The sequence below is a fragment of the Acinetobacter zhairuonensis genome (assembly GCF_022601715.1).
Taxonomy (GTDB): domain Bacteria; phylum Pseudomonadota; class Gammaproteobacteria; order Pseudomonadales; family Moraxellaceae; genus Acinetobacter.
Genome location: NZ_JAKVIM010000007.1, coordinates 162832 through 181104 on the forward strand (window position 1 = coordinate 162832; position 18273 = coordinate 181104).

Below are 18273 nucleotides of genomic sequence, written 5' to 3' on the forward strand. Positions count from 1 at the left end.
ATTAGTTTCCCCCACCAATCACGGATAATGCCTGTGTGTCTTGCCACAGCGCTTGATTCATTTGTGCAATTGCATCCTTATGCATGACCTGACTCGGCTCGATTCCCAAACTCAGACTTTCGGCCTCAAGCGCACGCTGCCATGCATCTTTGAGTAATTGCACTTTCCGCATACGCACCTCTTGCAACTGCAAGGTGGCTTGCTGCACATCCAACAGCGAAAATTTGCCGACATTAAAGCCTTGCAGCATTTTTTGCTGCACCGTTTGTGCTAAGGGAAGTTGGGTGTGTTGCAACGCTTTAAATTGCAGCTCAAGCCCTTGTAACTCGGTCAATAAACTGCCAACTTGAAAAGCATTTTGCTTGAGATAAAACGCTTGCTGTCGCTCTAGCTGAGTTTGCTGTGCCTGCGCAATCTGTTTGCCATATTGCTGACGATCAAACAGATTTAACGGTACAGAAAACCCCACCACCAAAGCGTTGTCTGTATCCGTTTCAACCGTTTGAGTACGGTTGATTCCTACATTCAGCGTTGGATTAGGACGGGCTTGTGCTTTCAGTTGCTCAATTTTGGCTTGAGATTCCAAGAGAAGTAATTGTCGTTTTTTTTCCATCAGGTTTTCTGCAAGATGCTGCTGGACTTGCTGGGCTGTTACTGCTGGCCATAAATGTTGTGCTACCAAGGCAACCGTGATTGACTTATCCCGCTCCCCCCATGTATTGGACAAATGCTGCTGTGCCACTTGCACTTGTAAATCAGCTTGTCGAAACACACGCAAATTTTCGGCATGACTGAGTTGAGCACGATCGACATCAACTTGTGCCACACTCCCCGCCTGATAACGCTTCTGAATTACTTTTAGATTTTCTTCACTAATCTGCAGTTGCTCTTGTAATAGCTGACGTTCCAACTCAAAAATTGCCAGTTGTGACCATAAATATTTCACTGCCAATTCAAGCTGAGCTTGATACATCTGCTGTTTTAGTGTGGTTTTCTGCTGTGCAATCTGCGCGTACTTTTGATTGGCTTTACGCTCACCAAACAGATCCAGACGTTGTGAAATACCGAATGCCAGCTCACGTTCTTGGTCGGAATTAAACCCCGTTTGCTCTATGGACAACTCTGGATTTATCCACAGCTTTGCCTGTTTTATGTTCGCAGTGGCAATTTGCTGCTGGGTTTTCCACACCCCATGCGACTGCTGATAGTCACTAGAACGTTGAATCGCTTCTGGCAAAGTCAGTGACTGTGTCGGCAATTCTGCCCATGTACTCTGACTATAAAGTGCCACACTTAAGCCCAATACCATGACACGTTGAACTGAACGCATGGCATCGAAACCGAAGGCTTCGGAAATTTTTAAAGACATGATGATGCCCCACTAAAGTTAAGAATTAGTGGTGGGCAATGTTTTCGGCTACCCCACCTATAGCGGGGCTAAGACAGGAGGCGGGTTGGAAGGAAATAAATATGGGGATTGGTACAAGTTTTGCCAGTTGAACTGCACCTGAACCAATTTTGGGATAAAGACTGGAGATACAGCCAATTGCTGCGCTTCGATCAACATGATATGCGCAAATGAAGGCAAATGATCGCTGTGATCATCTTGCTGAAAGGTCGCTAAATCGAAGGCGGTTTGAACTTGAACGGTATTTTTCGGATGAACCGTAGCTGCCCGAGACTCACAACTCCCCGTGCTATGATGCCCAAAATGCGACAACACCGCGATGCTTTTCGGTTCAGCATCATGCACACAAAAGGCTGCCGCCACATTCCAAAAACTTTGAAACATGAATAAGCTTAGCAAGAGGGTGATATAAACACGAGAGCGTTTCACGGATAAAATGCGGTCATTACAACTTGCGGACACTATAGCAGCTTGATAGATGTAATAAAATTACACTGCCAATATTCGTCGACTTCTTCACATAACATACAGATAAAAACCATTTTGTTACAATAATTTAATACATCTGAGAGCCAGAACGTTTAAATTAAATAATGACCACTGATGTTGTCAGCAACAAGGAGGCGAAGATGAATATAAAATACCTCAAAACAGTATGGACGCTGTTATTTCACACCCCCTATCATGACTTGGTTACGCCTGTATTCGACCTAGTAGGTGAACATGAATATCAACGTGGCTTGCATTTCGAGCAACTGGCATTATGTGAACATTATCATGTATTCATGCAACATAAAGTCTTGCAACCACTAGCCCCTATACAGATGAATCACTCTCCAATATCTTCCAGCAACTCCCGTAATGCGATGTGGTATTTTCTTCGCTCTGCTTTACGTGGTCATCCTGAAGCTGAATTTAAAATGGGGATTGGTTATTTGAATGGTCAATTGGGTCTAGATCGTAATTATGCTAAAGCCGAGAAATGGTTAAAAAAAGCCGCACAAGATGGTCATCCTGACGCGAAACGCTGTCTGTATCAGGCCTATAGTGAATTGGCTTTTTCTTAAAATAAAGCATAAAAAAACCAGCCCGAAGGCTGGTTTTTATTGGGTGAAATTAACCACCAATTTTTTTGTATTTGCTACGTTTTTGTACTGCATCTTCACCTAAACGTGCCAAGCGATAGGCTTCGTACTCAGCATAGTTACCTTCGTAGAATTCAGGCTGTTCATTTTCAAATGACAAGATATGCGTTGCAATACGGTCTAAGAACCAACGGTCATGCGACACCACCATTACGGTACCTGGGAAGACTAAAATTGCATCCTCTAGCGCACGTAAAGTTTCGATATCCAAGTCGTTTGATGGTTCATCCAGCAGGATCACGTTCGCGCCCATTTGCAGGATTTTCGCCAGTTGTAAACGGTTACGCTCACCACCAGACAATTCACCTACACGTTTTTGCTGATCTTGACCCTTGAAGTTGAAACGACCGATATACGCACGTGATGCGATTTCGTATTCGCCAATTCTTAAGATATCTAAACCGCCAGAAACTTCTTCCCAAACAGTTTTGTTGTTATCCAAAGTATCACGGATCTGACCCACATAAGCCACTTTAACCGACTCACCAAGTGTCACAGTACCTGTATCAGGTTGCTGCTCACCGGTCATCATACGGAATAGCGTAGTTTTACCTGCACCGTTAGGACCCACGATACCCACAATCGCGGTTGGTGGCACAGTGAATGTCAGGTTTTCATACAACAAACGGCCATCAAATGATTTGCTAATGCCTTCAACTTCAACCACTTTATTGCCTAGACGTGGACCAGGTGGAATATAGATTTCTGAAGTTTCGTTACGTTGTTGGAACTCGCGTGAGTTGAGCTCTTCAAAACGCTCCATACGCGCTTTGTTTTTCTTTTGCTGACCTTTAGCATTTGAACGAACCCATTCAAGTTCTTTTTTCAATGCTTTCGCAAAAGATTCTTCTTGCTTCTGTTCTTGCTCTAAACGCGCATTCTTTTGCTCTAACCAAGCAGAATAGTTACCTTGATAAGGAATACCCATGCCACGGTCAAGTTCAAGAATCCACTCAGCGACGTTATCCAAGAAATAACGGTCATGCGTAATCGCCACAATCGTGCCCGCGAAGTCTTTCAAGAAACGCTCTAACCAAGACACAGATTCTGCATCCAAATGGTTGGTCGGTTCGTCAAGAAGCAACATGTCTGGCTTAGACAAAAGCAAACGACAAAGTGCAACACGACGACGCTCACCACCTGACAGTAAAGTCACGTCTGCATCCCAAGCTGGAAGGTTCAAGGCTGCTGCTGCTTGATCCATCTGGTTGCTGAGGTTGTGTGCATCCCATGAATGGATAATTGCTTCTAATTTTTCTTGCTCTTTCGCTAATTTATCGAAATCGGCATCTTCTGACGCGTATTCAGCAAAAACTTCATCCAAACGTGCCAAAGCGTCTAGAGGTTCGCGTAAACCATCTTCAACGTTGCCACGTACATCTTTATTTGGATCTAGTGGTGGTTCTTGCTCTAGGTAGCCAATTTTGATACCCGGTTGCGCACGAGCTTCACCAGAGAAATCTTTGTCTACGCCAGCCATAATACGAAGCAAGGTCGATTTACCTGCACCGTTTAAACCAAGCACACCAATTTTAGCACCTGGGAAAAATGACAAAGAGATGTCTTTTAAGATTTCGCGCTTCGGCGGAACCATCTTAGACACTCGGTTCATCGTATAAATATATTGGGCCACGCAGGACTCCTCAATAGAAAACCAAAAAATCGCAAAACAGCGAAAAATATTTTGGGGCATTATACGATGAATACGCTGAAAACATAAGGCATGAATCCGCTCTTCAATGCAATGTTACAACTTTCATTTCGTTTATTTTTTATTCAGAGCCTCCTGTGTAGAATTTTGTTCAAGTTACACTGAGCCTAATTCATCTTTATGAAATTTTTAGATAATTATTCTTAATATTCACGCTTTCACTCATATTCAATAGTGATAGAATGTGCAAAATTTAACTCACGCAGATGATGTACATGACCTATAAAGATGAAACATTAGCCATTCACGCAGGTTACAGCCCTGAAGCCAGCACCAAAGCCGTTGCTGTGCCGATTTACCAAACCACCTCCTATGCCTTTGATAATACCCAGCATGGCGCCGATTTATTTGACCTGAAAGTCCAAGGCAATATTTATACTCGGATTATGAATCCCACCACTGCGGTGCTAGAACAGCGGCTGGCAGCGCTTGAAGGGGGGATTGGCGCATTGGCTTTAGCTTCAGGTATGGCCGCCATTACCTATGCGATTCAAACCATTACTGAAGCAGGTGACAATATTGCCTCGGTTTCTACCTTGTATGGTGGCACCTATAATTTATTTGCGCATACGCTACCTAAGCAAGGTATTGAAGTGCGTTTCTTTGATTATCAGAATCCGGAAGCCTTACGCAGCTTAATTGATGAAAAAACCAAACTGGTGTTTGTCGAATCGATTGGCAATCCGCTCGGTAATATTATTGATTTAGAAGCGATTGCCGAAATTGCGCATGAATATGGTGTACCCGTGGTAGTTGATAATACGGTTGCCACTCCTGCACTGCTGAAACCGTTTCAATATGGTGCAGATATCGTGGTGCATTCTCTCACCAAATATATTGGCGGGCATGGTAATTCGATTGGGGGTGCCATTGTCGACAGCGGTAAATTCCCTTGGGGCAAATACCCTGAACGTTTTCAAGTGCTGAACACCCCAGATCCAAGTTACCATGGGGTGAATTATGTCGAAGCCTTAGGTGAAGCCGCTTATATTGCGCGTGCGCGTGTGGTGCCACTCCGCAATACAGGCGCAGCAATTAGTCCACTGAGTGTGTTTCTGATTTTACAAGGCTTAGAAACGTTGAACTTGCGTATGGAACGTCACACCTATAACGCGCAGAAAGTGGCAGAATATTTGCAGCAACATCCAAAAGTAAAATGGGTCAACTATGCAGGCTTGAAGGATCATCCACAGCATGGCTTGGCGCAAAAATATGTTAAAGGTCAGCCTTCTGCGATTTTATCCTTTGGCGTGCAAGATGGCCGTGAAGGTGGAACCCGCTTTATTGATGCACTACAACTGTTTACGCGCTTGGTGAATATCGGTGATGCCAAAAGTCTGGCATGTCATCCTGCAACCACCACCCATCGCCAATTGAATGCAGCAGAACTGAAAGCCGCAGGTGTGAGTCTGGACATGGTTCGACTCTCGGTGGGCATCGAACATATTGATGACCTAATTGCAGATTTAGAACAGGCATTGGCGACAGTTTAAACAATGTGATCAAGACCTCATTTGAGGTCTTGATTTTTGAGCATTTTCTCTTGGAATTGCATCTAAATCGTGCTAAAACTAAGAAAAATAAAAACCACAAATAGAGCAAATACTCTAAATTTATTTGTTAATTCAATGACTTATTTATAGCTTTTTTCAGTATATTCGCTATCATTATGCGTGTGAGTTTTAGTCAACTCATGGAATAATGTGAACTAAGTTCTCCAATAAAATAAAGACAATTTAGAATTGAAGTGAACTAAATTCTAATCAGGGAAACATAGCGTGAAAGCAAAATTAGAGAAACAATTTCGGGACCGTATCCACGGTAAAATCGTACTTATTACTGGCGCATCCAGTGGCATTGGTTTAACCACAGCACATCGTCTTGCCGATGCAGGCGCACATGTTCTGCTGGTTTCGCGAACCAAAGAAACCTTGGATGAAGTCAAAGCTGAAATTGAAGCCAAAGGTGGTAAAGCCTCGGTCTTCCCATGTGATTTAAATGACATGGAAGCAATTGATGCGGTCTCTAAAGAAATTTTGGCATCTGTCGATCATATTGATATTTTGATTAATAATGCAGGTCGTTCTATTCGTCGTGCAGTGCACGAGTCTCTCGACCGTTTCCATGATTTTGAACGTACCATGCAACTGAATTACTTTGGTGCGGTGCGCTTAGTTCTGAATTTATTGCCGCATATGATGGAACGTAAAGGCGGTCAGATCATTAACATCAGCTCGATTGGTGTGTTAGCCAATGCGACACGTTTCTCAGCTTATGTGGCTTCAAAAGCAGCCTTAGATGCTTTTAGCCGTTGTCTATCTGCCGAAGCACATTCACATAAAATTGCAATCACTTCAATTTATATGCCATTGGTGCGCACACCAATGATTGCACCAACCAAGATATATAAATATGTCCCAACGCTGTCGCCTGAACAGGCAGCAGATTTAGTGGCTTATGCGATTGTGAAACGTCCGAAGAAAATTGCCACCAATCTTGGGCGTTTGGCATCTTTAACCTATGCGGTTGCGCCTGACATCAACAACATGTTTATGTCGATTGGCTATAACCTGTTCCCAAGCTCTTCCGCTTCTATCGGTAAGCAAGAACGACTAAATTGGGTACAAAAAGCATATGCACGCCTCTTCCCAGGTGAACACTGGTAAGTTGTAAATCTTAAAAAGCCTGTCAAACGACAGGCTTTTTTATATCCTTAAGTGTATTTCGGGCTTAATACATTTCTGTATCACCCCCTGTATTTCATCGTCACTTAAAATGCAATGCGCATTTAGGTTTCCAGAAAATTGACTCGACCTGTTTGCACATCATAAATCGCTCCCACAATTGCAATCTGCCCCTGCTTAAGCATCTCTGCTAACACTGGACTGTGTTGCTGAATATATTGAATGTTATACAACACATTCATCGCTGTGACTTGATCCAAGAAGGCTTTACTCAGCTCTCGAGGCTGCATAATGTTATATACGCTGTTGACCGATTGCATTAATGGTCCCAGTACATATTGAATATGCGGCATTTCCTTCACATCAGAAATTTGTTTCTGCTGTAAACGTAATTGGCAGGCACTACTGACTGCACCACAATCAGTATGACCGAGCACCACAATTACTTTAGAGCCTTTGGCCTGACAGGCGAATTCAAGCGAACCTAACACCTTTTGTCCTGCAATATTCCCAGCAATACGTAAACTAAACAGATCGCCAATTCCAACATCAAACAACATTTCTGTCGGGGCACGCGAATCCATACAGCCCAATACTGCAGCAATCGGGTGCTGACCTTGATCGGCTGTGACACGAATCTGACGATAGATATCGCGTTGCAAACGGTCATTTTGTACAAACCGTTCATTGCCTGCTTTAAGTAAATCAATCACTTGTGCTGGGCTTAATTGACGCTGTAATTCAGCCGTGCTGATGTCAATATCTAGGACTGCATCATCCAGTTCTTGATAGTGTTGTTTAAAGCCTATCAATTTCACATCGACTTGACGTTTGAGAGCAGTTTCAGCTTGATAATCCTGAATCACCTGATAAATATCCGCATCAATCGATTCTGATTGCGTGGCATCAATAATGAGCTGTTCGCCCGCATGAATATGCTCCAGTGCTGAAATGAGAGCCGAACGATTCAAAAAGGTCACTTGTGAGGGGAGTTCGATACGGGTCACAACTCCATGCAGATGGTGCTCTTTATAAATTCGGACCCCTTTATAAAAGTTACCGTACAGAATAAAAGCTGCACTGCAAAATAGCCCCACCAAAATACCCATCAACAAATCAGTCAGTAAAATTGCAATCAGGGTAATAATAAACGGCACAAACTGTTTCCAGCCCTTTAAATAGAGTTGCTGGAACAACTTAGGATGGGTGAGTTTAAAGCCTGTCACCAATAAAATGGCTGCCAAAGCCGATAAGGGAATCATATTCATCAACGGTACAAAACACAGTACTGCCAGCAATAGCAACAACCCATGGATTACACTGGAATACTTACTTCGTGCTCCAGAATTGGCATTGACTGAACTACGTACAATAACCGAAGTCAATGGCATACCACCGATAGCACCCGAAACTACATTGCCAATGCCCTGCGCCCATAATTCACGATTTGGTGGTGATGAGCGTTTATAAGGATCTAACTTATCCGCGGCTTCCAGATTTAACAAAGTTTCTAAAGAGGCGACCACCGCTAAGGTCAGTGCTCCTGTATAAATTAACGGCTCAGTTAAATAACGCCAGTCAGGTCCCATCAGCACCAGCTCGGGTGCCTGCCAAATGTTCGGCAGTTGAATTAAATTTGATGTATTGACTGCCCAAGTTGACCCTGTGGTACTTAACAAATAATTCACACCTGCTGCCAAAACGACCGCTACCAGTGCTGAGGGAATATTGTATTTTTTCAGTGGGCTACAGTCCCACATCAAAATCAGCAATAAGCTGAATAAGCCGATCAGTGCAGCACCAGCATCGACTGCAGAAAATACAGTATGTATTTGCCCAGCCCAGACTTGTTCCCATGAAAAATTGGAAAAGCCCATCAGGTAAGGCAATTGACTAAGAATTAAAATGATGCCAATAGCCGCCAATAACCCTAAAATGACATTATTGGGGATAAAGTTAGCAAAGAAACCGAGTTTGAGTAAACCAAAACCAATTTGCAGTAAACCTGCAAAAATAATACACAATAAAAAAGCGGCATAATTGCCGCCTAATTGATCCAATTGTACCAAAATCACTGCTGTGAGCCCTGCTGCTGGACCTGCAACGCTAATGTGTGAGCCACTCAACAGCCCAACCAATATACCGCCAATAATTCCAGAGATGATCCCTGAAATAATTGGAGCGCCAGATGCAAGTGCAATGCCTAAACATAACGGCAATGCTACCAAAAATACCACTAAGCCCGACAAAGTATCCCGTACATGGAATCGGTTTTTTCTTTCTAAAGTCAACATAGGTAAACCGTTTATAATGATCAAATAGCAAAAATTTACGTCTGTATATTAATATCCAGACGGCCTTAATCTTGTCGGACAATCTGCTCTCGGAAAAGTGAAATTGTGCTGTACTGTTGTGACGATTTATCAGCTTTTAATATTATTTTTGTTGATCTTCAGATTCGGCTCATCTTCCTCTTGTAAGCACATGAGAACAATGTAGTAGGCATAAAAAAACCTCCCGATTGGGAGGCATTTTTGTCAGATTAAAGCTTATTTCGAACCTTTAATCCCAGCTTGCAATAACAATGCACCTAAACCACCGATCTTATTCTCTTGTGGTTTATTGGCTTGAGGTTTTTGACCACCTTGACGTTGTGGGCGATCACCTTGTGGACGCGCTTGCTGTGGACGTTTACCTTGAGGTTTACGTTCACCACGTTGTTCCTGCCCTGCATGCTCACGGCGTGGTTGACGCGGTGCTTTTGGCGCTTCTGCCCCTTCTGCACGCATCGACAAGTTCACACGATTACGTTCTGCATCAACTTGTAAAACTCGAACCTGAACAATTTGACCTGGTTTCACTACTTTGTGCGGATCAGAAACAAACTCATTCGCCAATTCAGAAATATGCACCAAGCCATCCTGATGGACACCCACATCAACGAAAGCACCGAAATTCGTCACATTAGTCACGACACCTTCAAGCTGCATACCCTCAGTGAGTTGTGCCACTTCGGTGATGTCTTCACGGAATTTAGCGGTACGGAATTCTGGACGTGGGTCACGACCTGGTTTTTCCAATTCGCTTAATACGTCTTGAATCGTTGGTAAACCAAATTGTTCATCTGCAAAATCTTCCGCCTTAATTTGACGAATAATTTCACTGTTGCCGATGATGTCTTTCACAGTCGTTGCTTTGGCAGCCACCATTTTTTCCACTAAACCGTAGCTCTCAGGGTGCACTGCAGAAGCATCTAGTGGTTCACTACCATTCTGAATGCGTAAGAAACCTGCTGCTTGTTCAAAAGTACGATCGCCTAAACGAGGTACTTTCTTCAAAGCTTGACGATTGTCAAAACGACCATTTTCTTTGCGGAATTCTACGATTTGCTGTGCAATCGATTTATTCAAACCTGCGATATAACCTAAAATTGCCGCAGAAGCGGTGTTTACATCCACACCTACCGCGTTCACACAGTCTTCAACTACAGCATCTAGGGTTTTTGCTAAACCAGTTTGGTTTACATCATGCTGGTATTGACCCACACCAATTGATTTCGGATCAATTTTAACCAACTCAGCCAATGGATCTTGTAAACGACGTGCAATAGACACCGCGCCACGAATCGACACATCCAATTCTGGTAATTCAGCCGAAGCCAATTCAGATGCTGAATAAACCGATGCGCCTGCTTCACTCACCGTCACACGCGTCACTTTAAGTTCCGGATGTTGTGTCATCATTTCAGCAACGACAGCTTCGGTTTCACGGCTTGCGGTACCATTACCAATCGCGATTAAATCAACATTAAACTCTTGGCACAAACGCGCAAGCTCAGCAATAGAACCTGCTTTATCATCTTTTGGTGCAAATGGATAAATGGTGCTATGCGCAACCACATCACCAGATTCATTCACTACAGCCAACTTCACGCCTGTACGGATGCCAGGGTCTACACCCAACGTACAACGGCTGCCTGCTGGTGCAGAAAGCAATAAATGACGCAGGTTTTCTGCGAACACTTGCATCGCTTCAGCTTCTGCATTCAAACGTTTTTCAGTCAGCAATGAATGTTCAATGCTTGGACGTACCTTACCTAACCAGAAAAGTTTAGCAGTTTGCTTTAAGAAATCTTGACGTGCTTGTGGCTGAACTTGATCTAGGTTGTATTCAACTTCAATACGCGCCAAAGGTGCAGCATCTTCGCCATCTACTTTTAAACCCAAAACATTTTCTTGACGGCCACGTAACATCGCCAATAAACGATGTGACGGCACTTTGTTAAGGTTTTCAGAGAAATCAAAATAATCGCGGAATTTTTTACCGACTTCTTTTTTCTCTTCACTTGCCACTAAGCTTTTCAGTACGGCTGTTTTGGCAAAGGTACTTTTTAATTCAGTGGTTAATGCAATATTTTGTGCCCAGTCATCAATCAGAATGTGCTGGATTGCATCCAATTGGCTTTCCAAATCTGGGTATTCTTCATGACTAAAACCAGCCAATGCTTCACTTGGTTCAACAGCTTCTTGAAAGATTTTTTCTGCAATTGGACCCAAGCCCGCTTCTTTTGCCTTAAATGATTTACTGGTGCGCTTTGGACGGTAAGGCGCGTAAAGTTCTTCTAAAGCATTTTTGGTTTCAGCAGCATTCACGCGCGCCAATAAATCATCTGACAATTTATTTTGTTCTTTCAATGATTCAATGACTTTTTCGCGACGCTCGTATAAGTCTCTTAAATAAGCTAAACGTGTATCGAGCTGACGTAACTGCGTGTCGTCTAGACCTTGCGTCACTTCTTTACGGTAACGTGCGATAAATGGAACGCTTGCGCCTTCATCGATTAGTTTAATCGCAGCTTCGACTTGATTTGAACGTACGGCAAGCTCTGTTGCCAACTGCTGAACTAAGTCAGTCATCGTGTTTGATCCCACAAGGATAAGTTCTAAAAGCCATGATTATAAAGACCAAGACCATAAAATCCACAATTGTTTTATTAAATTTCATTCTGATCGAATTTGCCAATTTTCGATTTTTTCATCAATCGCACACTTTTTTTGCATATTCTGGCAAAGAACTACAGTAAATCAGGCGTTAATCCGCTATTTTAGATGTATATATTTGGTATCTATGTCTTGATTTTAACTGCAATATTTGTTGCTTTAGAACATAGCAAATCGATATAAATGAATCGTATACTCCTAGTGATCTCTTGACCCCGTATACGATGACAATAAAGAATAAGGAGCACACATCATGAGTTTAGTTGTACCTGCAGAACATGGCGATGTTGTACATGCTGACACTGATCGCGTTGAACGCATTCTCGTCGTAGATGATGATGTGCGTTTACGTACGCTATTACAACGCTTCTTGGAAGATAAAGGCTTCGTGGTCAAAACAGCACACGATGCTACACAAATGGATCGCTTACTCCAACGCGAACTATTTTCACTCATCGTGCTCGATTTTATGCTTCCTGTGGAAGACGGTTTAAGTATCTGTCGTCGTTTACGTCACTCAAACATTGATACTCCAATTATCATGCTGACTGCTCGTGGTAGCGATTCAGACCGTATTGCAGGTTTAGAAGCAGGTGCAGATGACTATCTACCAAAACCATTCAACCCGAATGAATTACTAGCACGTATCCGTGCGGTACTGCGTCGCCAAGTCCGTGAAGTGCCTGGTGCACCAAGTCAGCAAATGGAAGTGGTGAGTTTTGGTCCATGGTCTTTGGATCTGTCTACTCGCACCCTCACCCGCGAAGGTCAGGTGGTAACCCTGACGACAGGTGAATTTGCCGTCCTGAAAGCTTTGGTACAACATCCGCGTGAACCGTTAACTCGTGACAAGTTAATGAATTTAGCGCGTGGACGTGAATGGGGAGCAATGGAGCGTTCCATTGACGTACAAGTTTCTCGCTTACGTCGACTGATTGAAGAAAACCCTGCCCGTGCCCGTTATATTCAAACGGTTTGGGGTGTCGGTTATGTCTTCGTTCCAGATGGCGCGGAATAATGTTGATTTAACGAAATCATCCAAATACGTTTTAGGAATTTCGTGACGTCCCATTCGCAACTGTTCGAGACAGGAGAATTCCGATAAGAATGTTTCTGCGAGAATTCAGATCAATGCTTATATCGGACGAGTTTTGCGAATGGAAATGGTTTTGCCTACTTTTGCCGAAACAAAAGTAGGTCCAACTGAAGGTTAAAACTGGATTTCTAATTCATCACAGTAAGACCCCGAAAAAACCTCACCATATTCTTAAATTATTGGTAATTACCGTGAAACTAGATCCCATCGACCCGCAAGAATTTACCGATTTTGTCCACTATTCCGAAAAGAAACGCACGCCTTCGGAACGCTTTCTCGACAAAATCAAGCCGCGCTCAGCCGCCATGCGCACGACGGTGCTGGTTCTGTTTGTGGTGTTCTTTAGCTTGTTTATGTCGTTATGGTTCTTCTGGAAAACCTTATATTTACCTGAAATTCAACAGCATGCGAGATTTCTTGCTGTTGAATTGGAAATGATCAATAACCCGCACTTAAAGATTTCTCATAATGATGTAGAACTAGATATTGACCAATGGTTGAAACAGCGTGTTGGGGTTGAATATGTCACCAACCCCAAAGAATATCCAAACGTCAAAGATAAATTGATTGCCGACTTCTTTACCAACCGCATTGAGCACCAGCTTGCCAAAGAATTAAATATTAAAGATGTCACGGTATATTTCCAGTTTAAACCGAGTCCACGAATTTGGGTACAAACCCCTGAAATGAATGGACACTGGGTGCGTGAACCGCTCAAAACCTATGCTAACTATAGTCCTGAACTCATTTTCGGATGGTTATTAGGTGTCCCTCTCATTTCTGCTGTGATTATTCTGACCCTGGTACGTCAGCTCAACCGCCCATTACGTCGCCTGCAAAATGCAGCGAACAGTTATAGTAAAACGGGGACTGCACCTTATTTAGAGACTAATCATGGTCCTCAAGAAATTCGCGAGGTAAACCAAGCCTTTAATCATATGATTTATACGCTGGATCAGACAGAGCGTGATCGTCGGATTATGTTGGCAGGCATTTCACATGACTTGCGCACGCCCCTGACCCGTATTCGTCTTAGTGCCGAGATGATGCCTGATGATGACTTCTTAAAAGAAGGTTTAATCTATGACGTTGAAGATATGGACGCCATTCTGAATCAGTTCATTTCTTTCATGCGGGATGGGTCAGATGAAGTACTGCAAACCACAGACATCAATAACTTATTACAAGAGTTGGTGATTCAGTTTAAGCCTTTAGATATTCGTTTCAGTCCGCAAGAACTGCCGTTAATTGAGGCACGCAGTTTGTCACTGAAACGCTTGATTGGTAACTTAATCAATAACTCGAAAAGGTATGGTGCTGAACCTGTGGAATTGGCTGCTCGGGTCGAAGGCGAGCATATTATGATTAGCGTGGCAGACCATGGCGAAGGCATTCCAGAAGATCAGATTGAAGATCTGATGCAGCCTTTTGTGCGAGGTAACGCCGCACGAACAGTACAAGGCAGTGGCTTAGGTCTCGCGATCGTGAAACGGATTGTCGATATTCATCAAGGTAAACTCCTGATTCACAACCGTGAACAAGGGGGGCTTGAAGCGATTATTTTACTGCCTTTACCGAAAGAAGAACCAGAAGATCACACGGTTACTAACCCAATTGAGAAACTCAAACAAAGCATTAGCGAACACTTCTAATTGATTCTGCCAAGGTGAATGTTGTACTGCATATGCTGTGCACTTTCACCTATTTGTAAAGGGTGACGCCAAGAATTCAATGCTGATCAATCCAATTCTTCAACAGCAATTTAGTGCAATTCCCAGCATATTTAAAATGATTTGCTCTGCTTTTTAATCTAAATTTTTCTGTATCGTGAAGTTATGATCCTTAAAACATGACATTTGTAACAAATTTTACGCCGATTTCGCTTAATAACTGTACAGTCAGTATTAAAACTAGACGAATCTTTAAGATATATACCTCATAAAATCAATTGATTAAAAATTATCAAATTTTGTTATACCCGCATTTTTCTAAAAAATTAGACCTTAGCATAACAGGTATGCAAAATGCCTTTTCTGATCGGTACAATCCGTATCAGTTTCAAGTTTCCAACGAGAGTAAACCATGTCATTAGATCGCATTCGTTTAGCTTCATTACACGATAAAGTTATCAGCGCAGAACAAGCTGCAGCATTCATTGAAGACGGTATGACTGTCGGTATGAGTGGCTTTACTCGTGCAGGCGAAGCAAAAGCCGTTCCATTGGCTTTAGTAAAACGTGCTCACACGAACCCATTAAAAATCACGTTAATCACGGGTGCGAGTCTAGGAAATGACCTTGACAAACAATTGACTGAAGCTGGCGTTTTAGCACGTCGTCTTCCATTCCAAGTCGACAACACATTACGTAAAGCCATCAACAATGGTGAAGTGATGTTCATTGATCAACATTTGTCTGAGACTGTTGAGCAAATGCGTAACCTTCAGTTGAAAAAGCCAGATGTGGCAGTCATTGAAGCTGTTGCGATCACTGAAGATGGTGGCATCATTCCAACAACGTCTGTAGGTAACTCTGCAAGCTTTGCAATTTTTGCTGAGAAAGTGATTGTTGAAATCAACACCAACTTAAGCCCAGCATTTGAAGGCTTACACGACATCTATATTCCAACGTATCGCCCAACACGCCAACCAATTCCATTAACTCAAGTGGATGAGCGTATTGGTACAACTGCGATCAACATCGATCCTTCTAAAATCGTCGGTATCGTATTTAACAGTGAATTACATGACTCCCCATCAACAGTAACTGCACCAGATGATGAGACTCAAGCGATTGCGAACCACTTAATTGCATTCTTCGAAAAAGAAGTGGCTGAAGAGCGTTTACCGAAGAACTTAGGTCCACTTCAAGCAGGTATCGGTTCAATTGCAAACGCAGTATTAACAGGTTTGAAAGATTCAAACTTCGAAGACTTGATCATGTATTCAGAAGTACTTCAAGACTGTACTTTCGAATTGATTGATGCTGGCAAAATGATTTTTGCATCAGGTTCATCAATTACGCTTTCTGCAAAATATGGCGAGAAAGTATTTAACAACCTTGAAGCATACAAAGACAAATTGGTACTTCGTCCACAAGAAATTTCGAACCATCCAGAGCTAGTACGTCGTTTAGGGATTATCGGTATCAACACTGCACTTGAGTTTGATATTTACGGTAACGTGAACTCAACTCACGTTTGCGGTACCAAAATGATGAACGGTATTGGTGGTTCAGGTGACTTCGCACGTAATGCACACTTGGCTATCTTCGTCACTAAATCGATCGCGAAAGGTGGCGACATTTCTTCTGTCGTTCCATTTGCATCACACGTTGACCATGCAGAACACGATGTCGACATCCTTGTAACTGAACAAGGTCTTGCAGATCTTCGTGGTTTAGCACCACGTGAGCGTGCGCGTGCGATTATCGACAACTGTGCACACCCAATGTACCGTGACGCGTTAAACGACTACTTTGACCGTTCATGTGCAAAAGGTGGTCATACGCCACACTTACTTCGTGAAGCGCTTTCTTGGCACTCTAACTTCGAAGAAACTGGTCACATGCTTGCAACTCAAGCTGAAGCAAAATCTGCTTAATCGAATCAGTTAAAAAACGCCCCATCTGGGGCGTTTTTTTATGTGCTTAATGAGAAGTCAATAAAAACAGCTTCGCTAAACCATCCACATTCATTTGCTGCTCTATAGTTCCGATTGAAACCACGCCCAGATTCAACTGAATTTGCAAGATCGGTTGTGTCTGTTGTAAAGGACTATTCGAATTCACCACAGGATCAAGCATGCGATAAAGCCCCAGTCGAGGATCATCCGACTGTAAGCCTTCCGCAATTGAATAGACCTGCAACAGAATGGGTAAAGGTAAATCAAAATCTGGAATCGGCTGTGGTGGCAAAATTTCCTGCGAAGTTCGCGCACTATCAATCAACGGAGATTGCTGATGTGCAACTTCCAGCTTCATTAAATAATGCTCAAAAATTTGCTGTCTACCGTGATCGGGTTGGGATTGAATGTCTCCCGTTTCAACACGTAAATCTTGTTCTGTTAATTCGGAGAGATCAGAAGAGTCCATAGCATAACCATGACTCATCAACAGCACACTTAAAACCAGTGTACTGAATACTGTGGGAGAGAAATACATGGCAAAATGTCCATTAAAATTTCTACCCTTTATATTTTAAAACTCAGATACAGATTAAACAGTTGCTTCCGCGTAAAGCCAGCAATTCATATCAGAAATAAACTGTATACTTGGACGTAATGAATATCTCTCAACCAGCTCTCATACTGGCTCTTGACGTCCGACCCGCAGCAAGACTGGAAAGCTCAGTTTCAGTATAGGGTCATGCTTCACTGCTAACAGCTGGCGCAGGTCATACAAGGGATCATGTGGCTGAGTCCGCTGGTAATGCTGCAAGCCCGACCACGTGCCAAGATACTGCAACAATTGCGTACTGCTCCATGTGTAGTTCAAAGCTAAAGCTGGTACTGCTAATTCCTGAAAAGGAAAGGGAATCGTTTGATAATGCTCATCAATATATTGCCGCTCTGAGTCCCAATAGCCTTTCAACGTTTCAAAGTAGAGCTGATGTAACGCTTGTTGTACTTCCGCATCTTGCAGTTGCATCAAGCCATAACCAATCACGGCAATGACGCCATTCGGCTTTAGTACGCGCTTCACTTCAGCATAGAATGCAGCAAAATCAAACCAGTGAATTGCTTGTGCCACACAGACCAAATCTACCGAAGTGCTTGGAAGCGAGCTATGTTCGGCGGTTGCTTGTAAATAGCGTACATTCGCAAAGCAAGGGGCGTGCTGGAGTTGTTGCTTACTAAGGTCTGTTGCGAGCACCTGCGCGAAATGAGGCGCAAGTAACTGGGTAAATTGCCCTGATCCCGCCCCGCAGTCCCAAGCCAGAGTATGTTCAGGGACATAAGCTAAAATAGCATCTAGAATTTCTGTCGAATATTGCGGGCGTGCCTGCTGATAACGCTGACTATGCTCAGAAAATAAATCCTTATTCATCCTGCTGATCCCGCCCTGTTTTTATTGTCGTACTCGCTTATTTAGATTTTATAGCATGACTTTTCTTGAGGCATAAAAAAACCCCAAATAATGTTTGGGGTTTTTTGAATATGGTGGCGAGACCCAGGATCGAACTGGGGACACACGGATTTTCAATCCGTTGCTCTACCTACTGAGCTATCACG

The 18273-nt window shown here is 43.0% G+C and carries 13 protein-coding genes; 6 read left to right on the top strand and 7 right to left on the bottom strand.

Annotation, left to right across the window (positions count from 1 at the left end):
* Position 1: 1 nt before the first annotated feature.
* Positions 2-1330: a TolC family protein gene (locus MKI85_RS07780; RefSeq protein ID WP_413351738.1), complete on the bottom strand. Its 1329-nt coding sequence runs from the start codon at positions 1328-1330 to the stop codon at positions 2-4.
* Positions 1331-1426: 96 nt separating this feature from the next.
* Positions 1427-1870, bottom strand: a complete 444-nt coding sequence (locus MKI85_RS07785; protein ID WP_348637235.1) for a cation efflux protein, CzcI-like — start codon at positions 1868-1870, stop codon at positions 1427-1429.
* Positions 1871-2037: 167 nt separating this feature from the next.
* Here MKI85_RS07785 and MKI85_RS07790 point away from each other — a divergent pair, with 167 nt between their 5' ends.
* On the top strand, positions 2038-2475 hold the full coding sequence (locus tag MKI85_RS07790) for a tetratricopeptide repeat protein (RefSeq protein ID WP_241626541.1): 438 nt from the start codon (positions 2038-2040) through the stop codon (positions 2473-2475).
* Positions 2476-2524: 49 nt separating this feature from the next.
* Here the strand turns inward: MKI85_RS07790 and ettA are convergent, their stop codons facing one another.
* Positions 2525-4186: an energy-dependent translational throttle protein EttA gene (gene ettA, locus MKI85_RS07795; protein ID WP_241626543.1), complete on the bottom strand. Its 1662-nt coding sequence runs from the start codon at positions 4184-4186 to the stop codon at positions 2525-2527.
* 293 nt (positions 4187-4479) lie between these two features.
* Here ettA and MKI85_RS07800 point away from each other — a divergent pair, with 293 nt between their 5' ends.
* Positions 4480-5757 (top strand): O-acetylhomoserine aminocarboxypropyltransferase/cysteine synthase family protein, encoded by a 1278-nt coding sequence (locus tag MKI85_RS07800; RefSeq protein ID WP_241626545.1) that lies wholly within the window; start codon positions 4480-4482, stop codon positions 5755-5757.
* A gap of 285 nt (positions 5758-6042) precedes the next feature.
* Positions 6043-6930 carry an SDR family NAD(P)-dependent oxidoreductase gene (locus tag MKI85_RS07805; RefSeq protein WP_241626547.1) on the top strand — a complete coding sequence of 296 codons (888 nt, stop codon included), beginning with the start codon at positions 6043-6045 and terminating at the stop codon, positions 6928-6930.
* A gap of 122 nt (positions 6931-7052) precedes the next feature.
* Here MKI85_RS07805 and MKI85_RS07810 read toward each other — a convergent pair whose 3' ends face one another.
* The gene (locus MKI85_RS07810) at positions 7053-9242 is read right to left on the bottom strand and encodes a SulP family inorganic anion transporter (RefSeq protein WP_241626548.1); all 2190 of its coding nucleotides are present in this window, start codon (positions 9240-9242) and stop codon (positions 7053-7055) included.
* A 255-nt stretch (positions 9243-9497) separates the two neighbouring features.
* Positions 9498-11864 carry a Tex family protein gene (locus tag MKI85_RS07815; RefSeq protein WP_241626550.1) on the bottom strand — a complete coding sequence of 789 codons (2367 nt, stop codon included), beginning with the start codon at positions 11862-11864 and terminating at the stop codon, positions 9498-9500.
* Between the two features lie 337 nt (positions 11865-12201).
* Here MKI85_RS07815 and ompR point away from each other — a divergent pair, with 337 nt between their 5' ends.
* The 3 genes from ompR (at position 12202) to MKI85_RS07830 (ending at position 16644) form a co-directional block, all read left to right on the top strand.
* On the top strand, positions 12202-12966 hold the full coding sequence (ompR, locus tag MKI85_RS07820) for an osmolarity response regulator transcription factor OmpR (RefSeq protein WP_016168735.1): 765 nt from the start codon (positions 12202-12204) through the stop codon (positions 12964-12966).
* Between the two features lie 269 nt (positions 12967-13235).
* On the top strand, positions 13236-14696 hold the full coding sequence (locus MKI85_RS07825; RefSeq protein ID WP_241626552.1) for an ATP-binding protein: 1461 nt from the start codon (positions 13236-13238) through the stop codon (positions 14694-14696).
* A 430-nt stretch (positions 14697-15126) separates the two neighbouring features.
* Positions 15127-16644, top strand: coding sequence for an acetyl-CoA hydrolase/transferase family protein (locus MKI85_RS07830; RefSeq protein WP_241626554.1), 1518 nt, complete (start codon positions 15127-15129; stop codon positions 16642-16644).
* 46 nt (positions 16645-16690) lie between these two features.
* On the opposite strand, the gene MKI85_RS07835 is transcribed toward MKI85_RS07830, so the two are convergent.
* Together MKI85_RS07835 and MKI85_RS07840 are read right to left on the bottom strand one after the other, a co-directional pair.
* Positions 16691-17203, bottom strand: a complete 513-nt coding sequence (locus MKI85_RS07835) for a hypothetical protein (protein WP_241626555.1) — start codon at positions 17201-17203, stop codon at positions 16691-16693.
* Between the two features lie 141 nt (positions 17204-17344).
* Positions 17345-18088, bottom strand: a complete 744-nt coding sequence (locus MKI85_RS07840) for a class I SAM-dependent methyltransferase (RefSeq protein WP_241626558.1) — start codon at positions 18086-18088, stop codon at positions 17345-17347.
* Positions 18089-18273: the final 185 nt, after the last annotated feature.

Coding starts and splice junctions, on each gene's coding strand:
- MKI85_RS07780 (WP_413351738.1), bottom strand. CDS start 1,330: ATGCGTTCAGTTCAACGTGTCATGGTATTGGGCTTAAGTGTGGCACTT.
- MKI85_RS07790 (WP_241626541.1), top strand. CDS start 2,038: ATGAATATAAAATACCTCAAAACAGTATGGACGCTGTTATTTCACACC.
- MKI85_RS07800 (WP_241626545.1), top strand. CDS start 4,480: ATGACCTATAAAGATGAAACATTAGCCATTCACGCAGGTTACAGCCCT.
- MKI85_RS07810 (WP_241626548.1), bottom strand. CDS start 9,242: ATGTTGACTTTAGAAAGAAAAAACCGATTCCATGTACGGGATACTTTG.
- MKI85_RS07815 (WP_241626550.1), bottom strand. CDS start 11,864: ATGACTGACTTAGTTCAGCAGTTGGCAACAGAGCTTGCCGTACGTTCA.
- ompR (WP_016168735.1), top strand. CDS start 12,202: ATGAGTTTAGTTGTACCTGCAGAACATGGCGATGTTGTACATGCTGAC.
- MKI85_RS07830 (WP_241626554.1), top strand. CDS start 15,127: ATGTCATTAGATCGCATTCGTTTAGCTTCATTACACGATAAAGTTATC.
- MKI85_RS07835 (WP_241626555.1), bottom strand. CDS start 17,203: ATGTATTTCTCTCCCACAGTATTCAGTACACTGGTTTTAAGTGTGCTG.
- MKI85_RS07840 (WP_241626558.1), bottom strand. CDS start 18,088: ATGAATAAGGATTTATTTTCTGAGCATAGTCAGCGTTATCAGCAGGCA.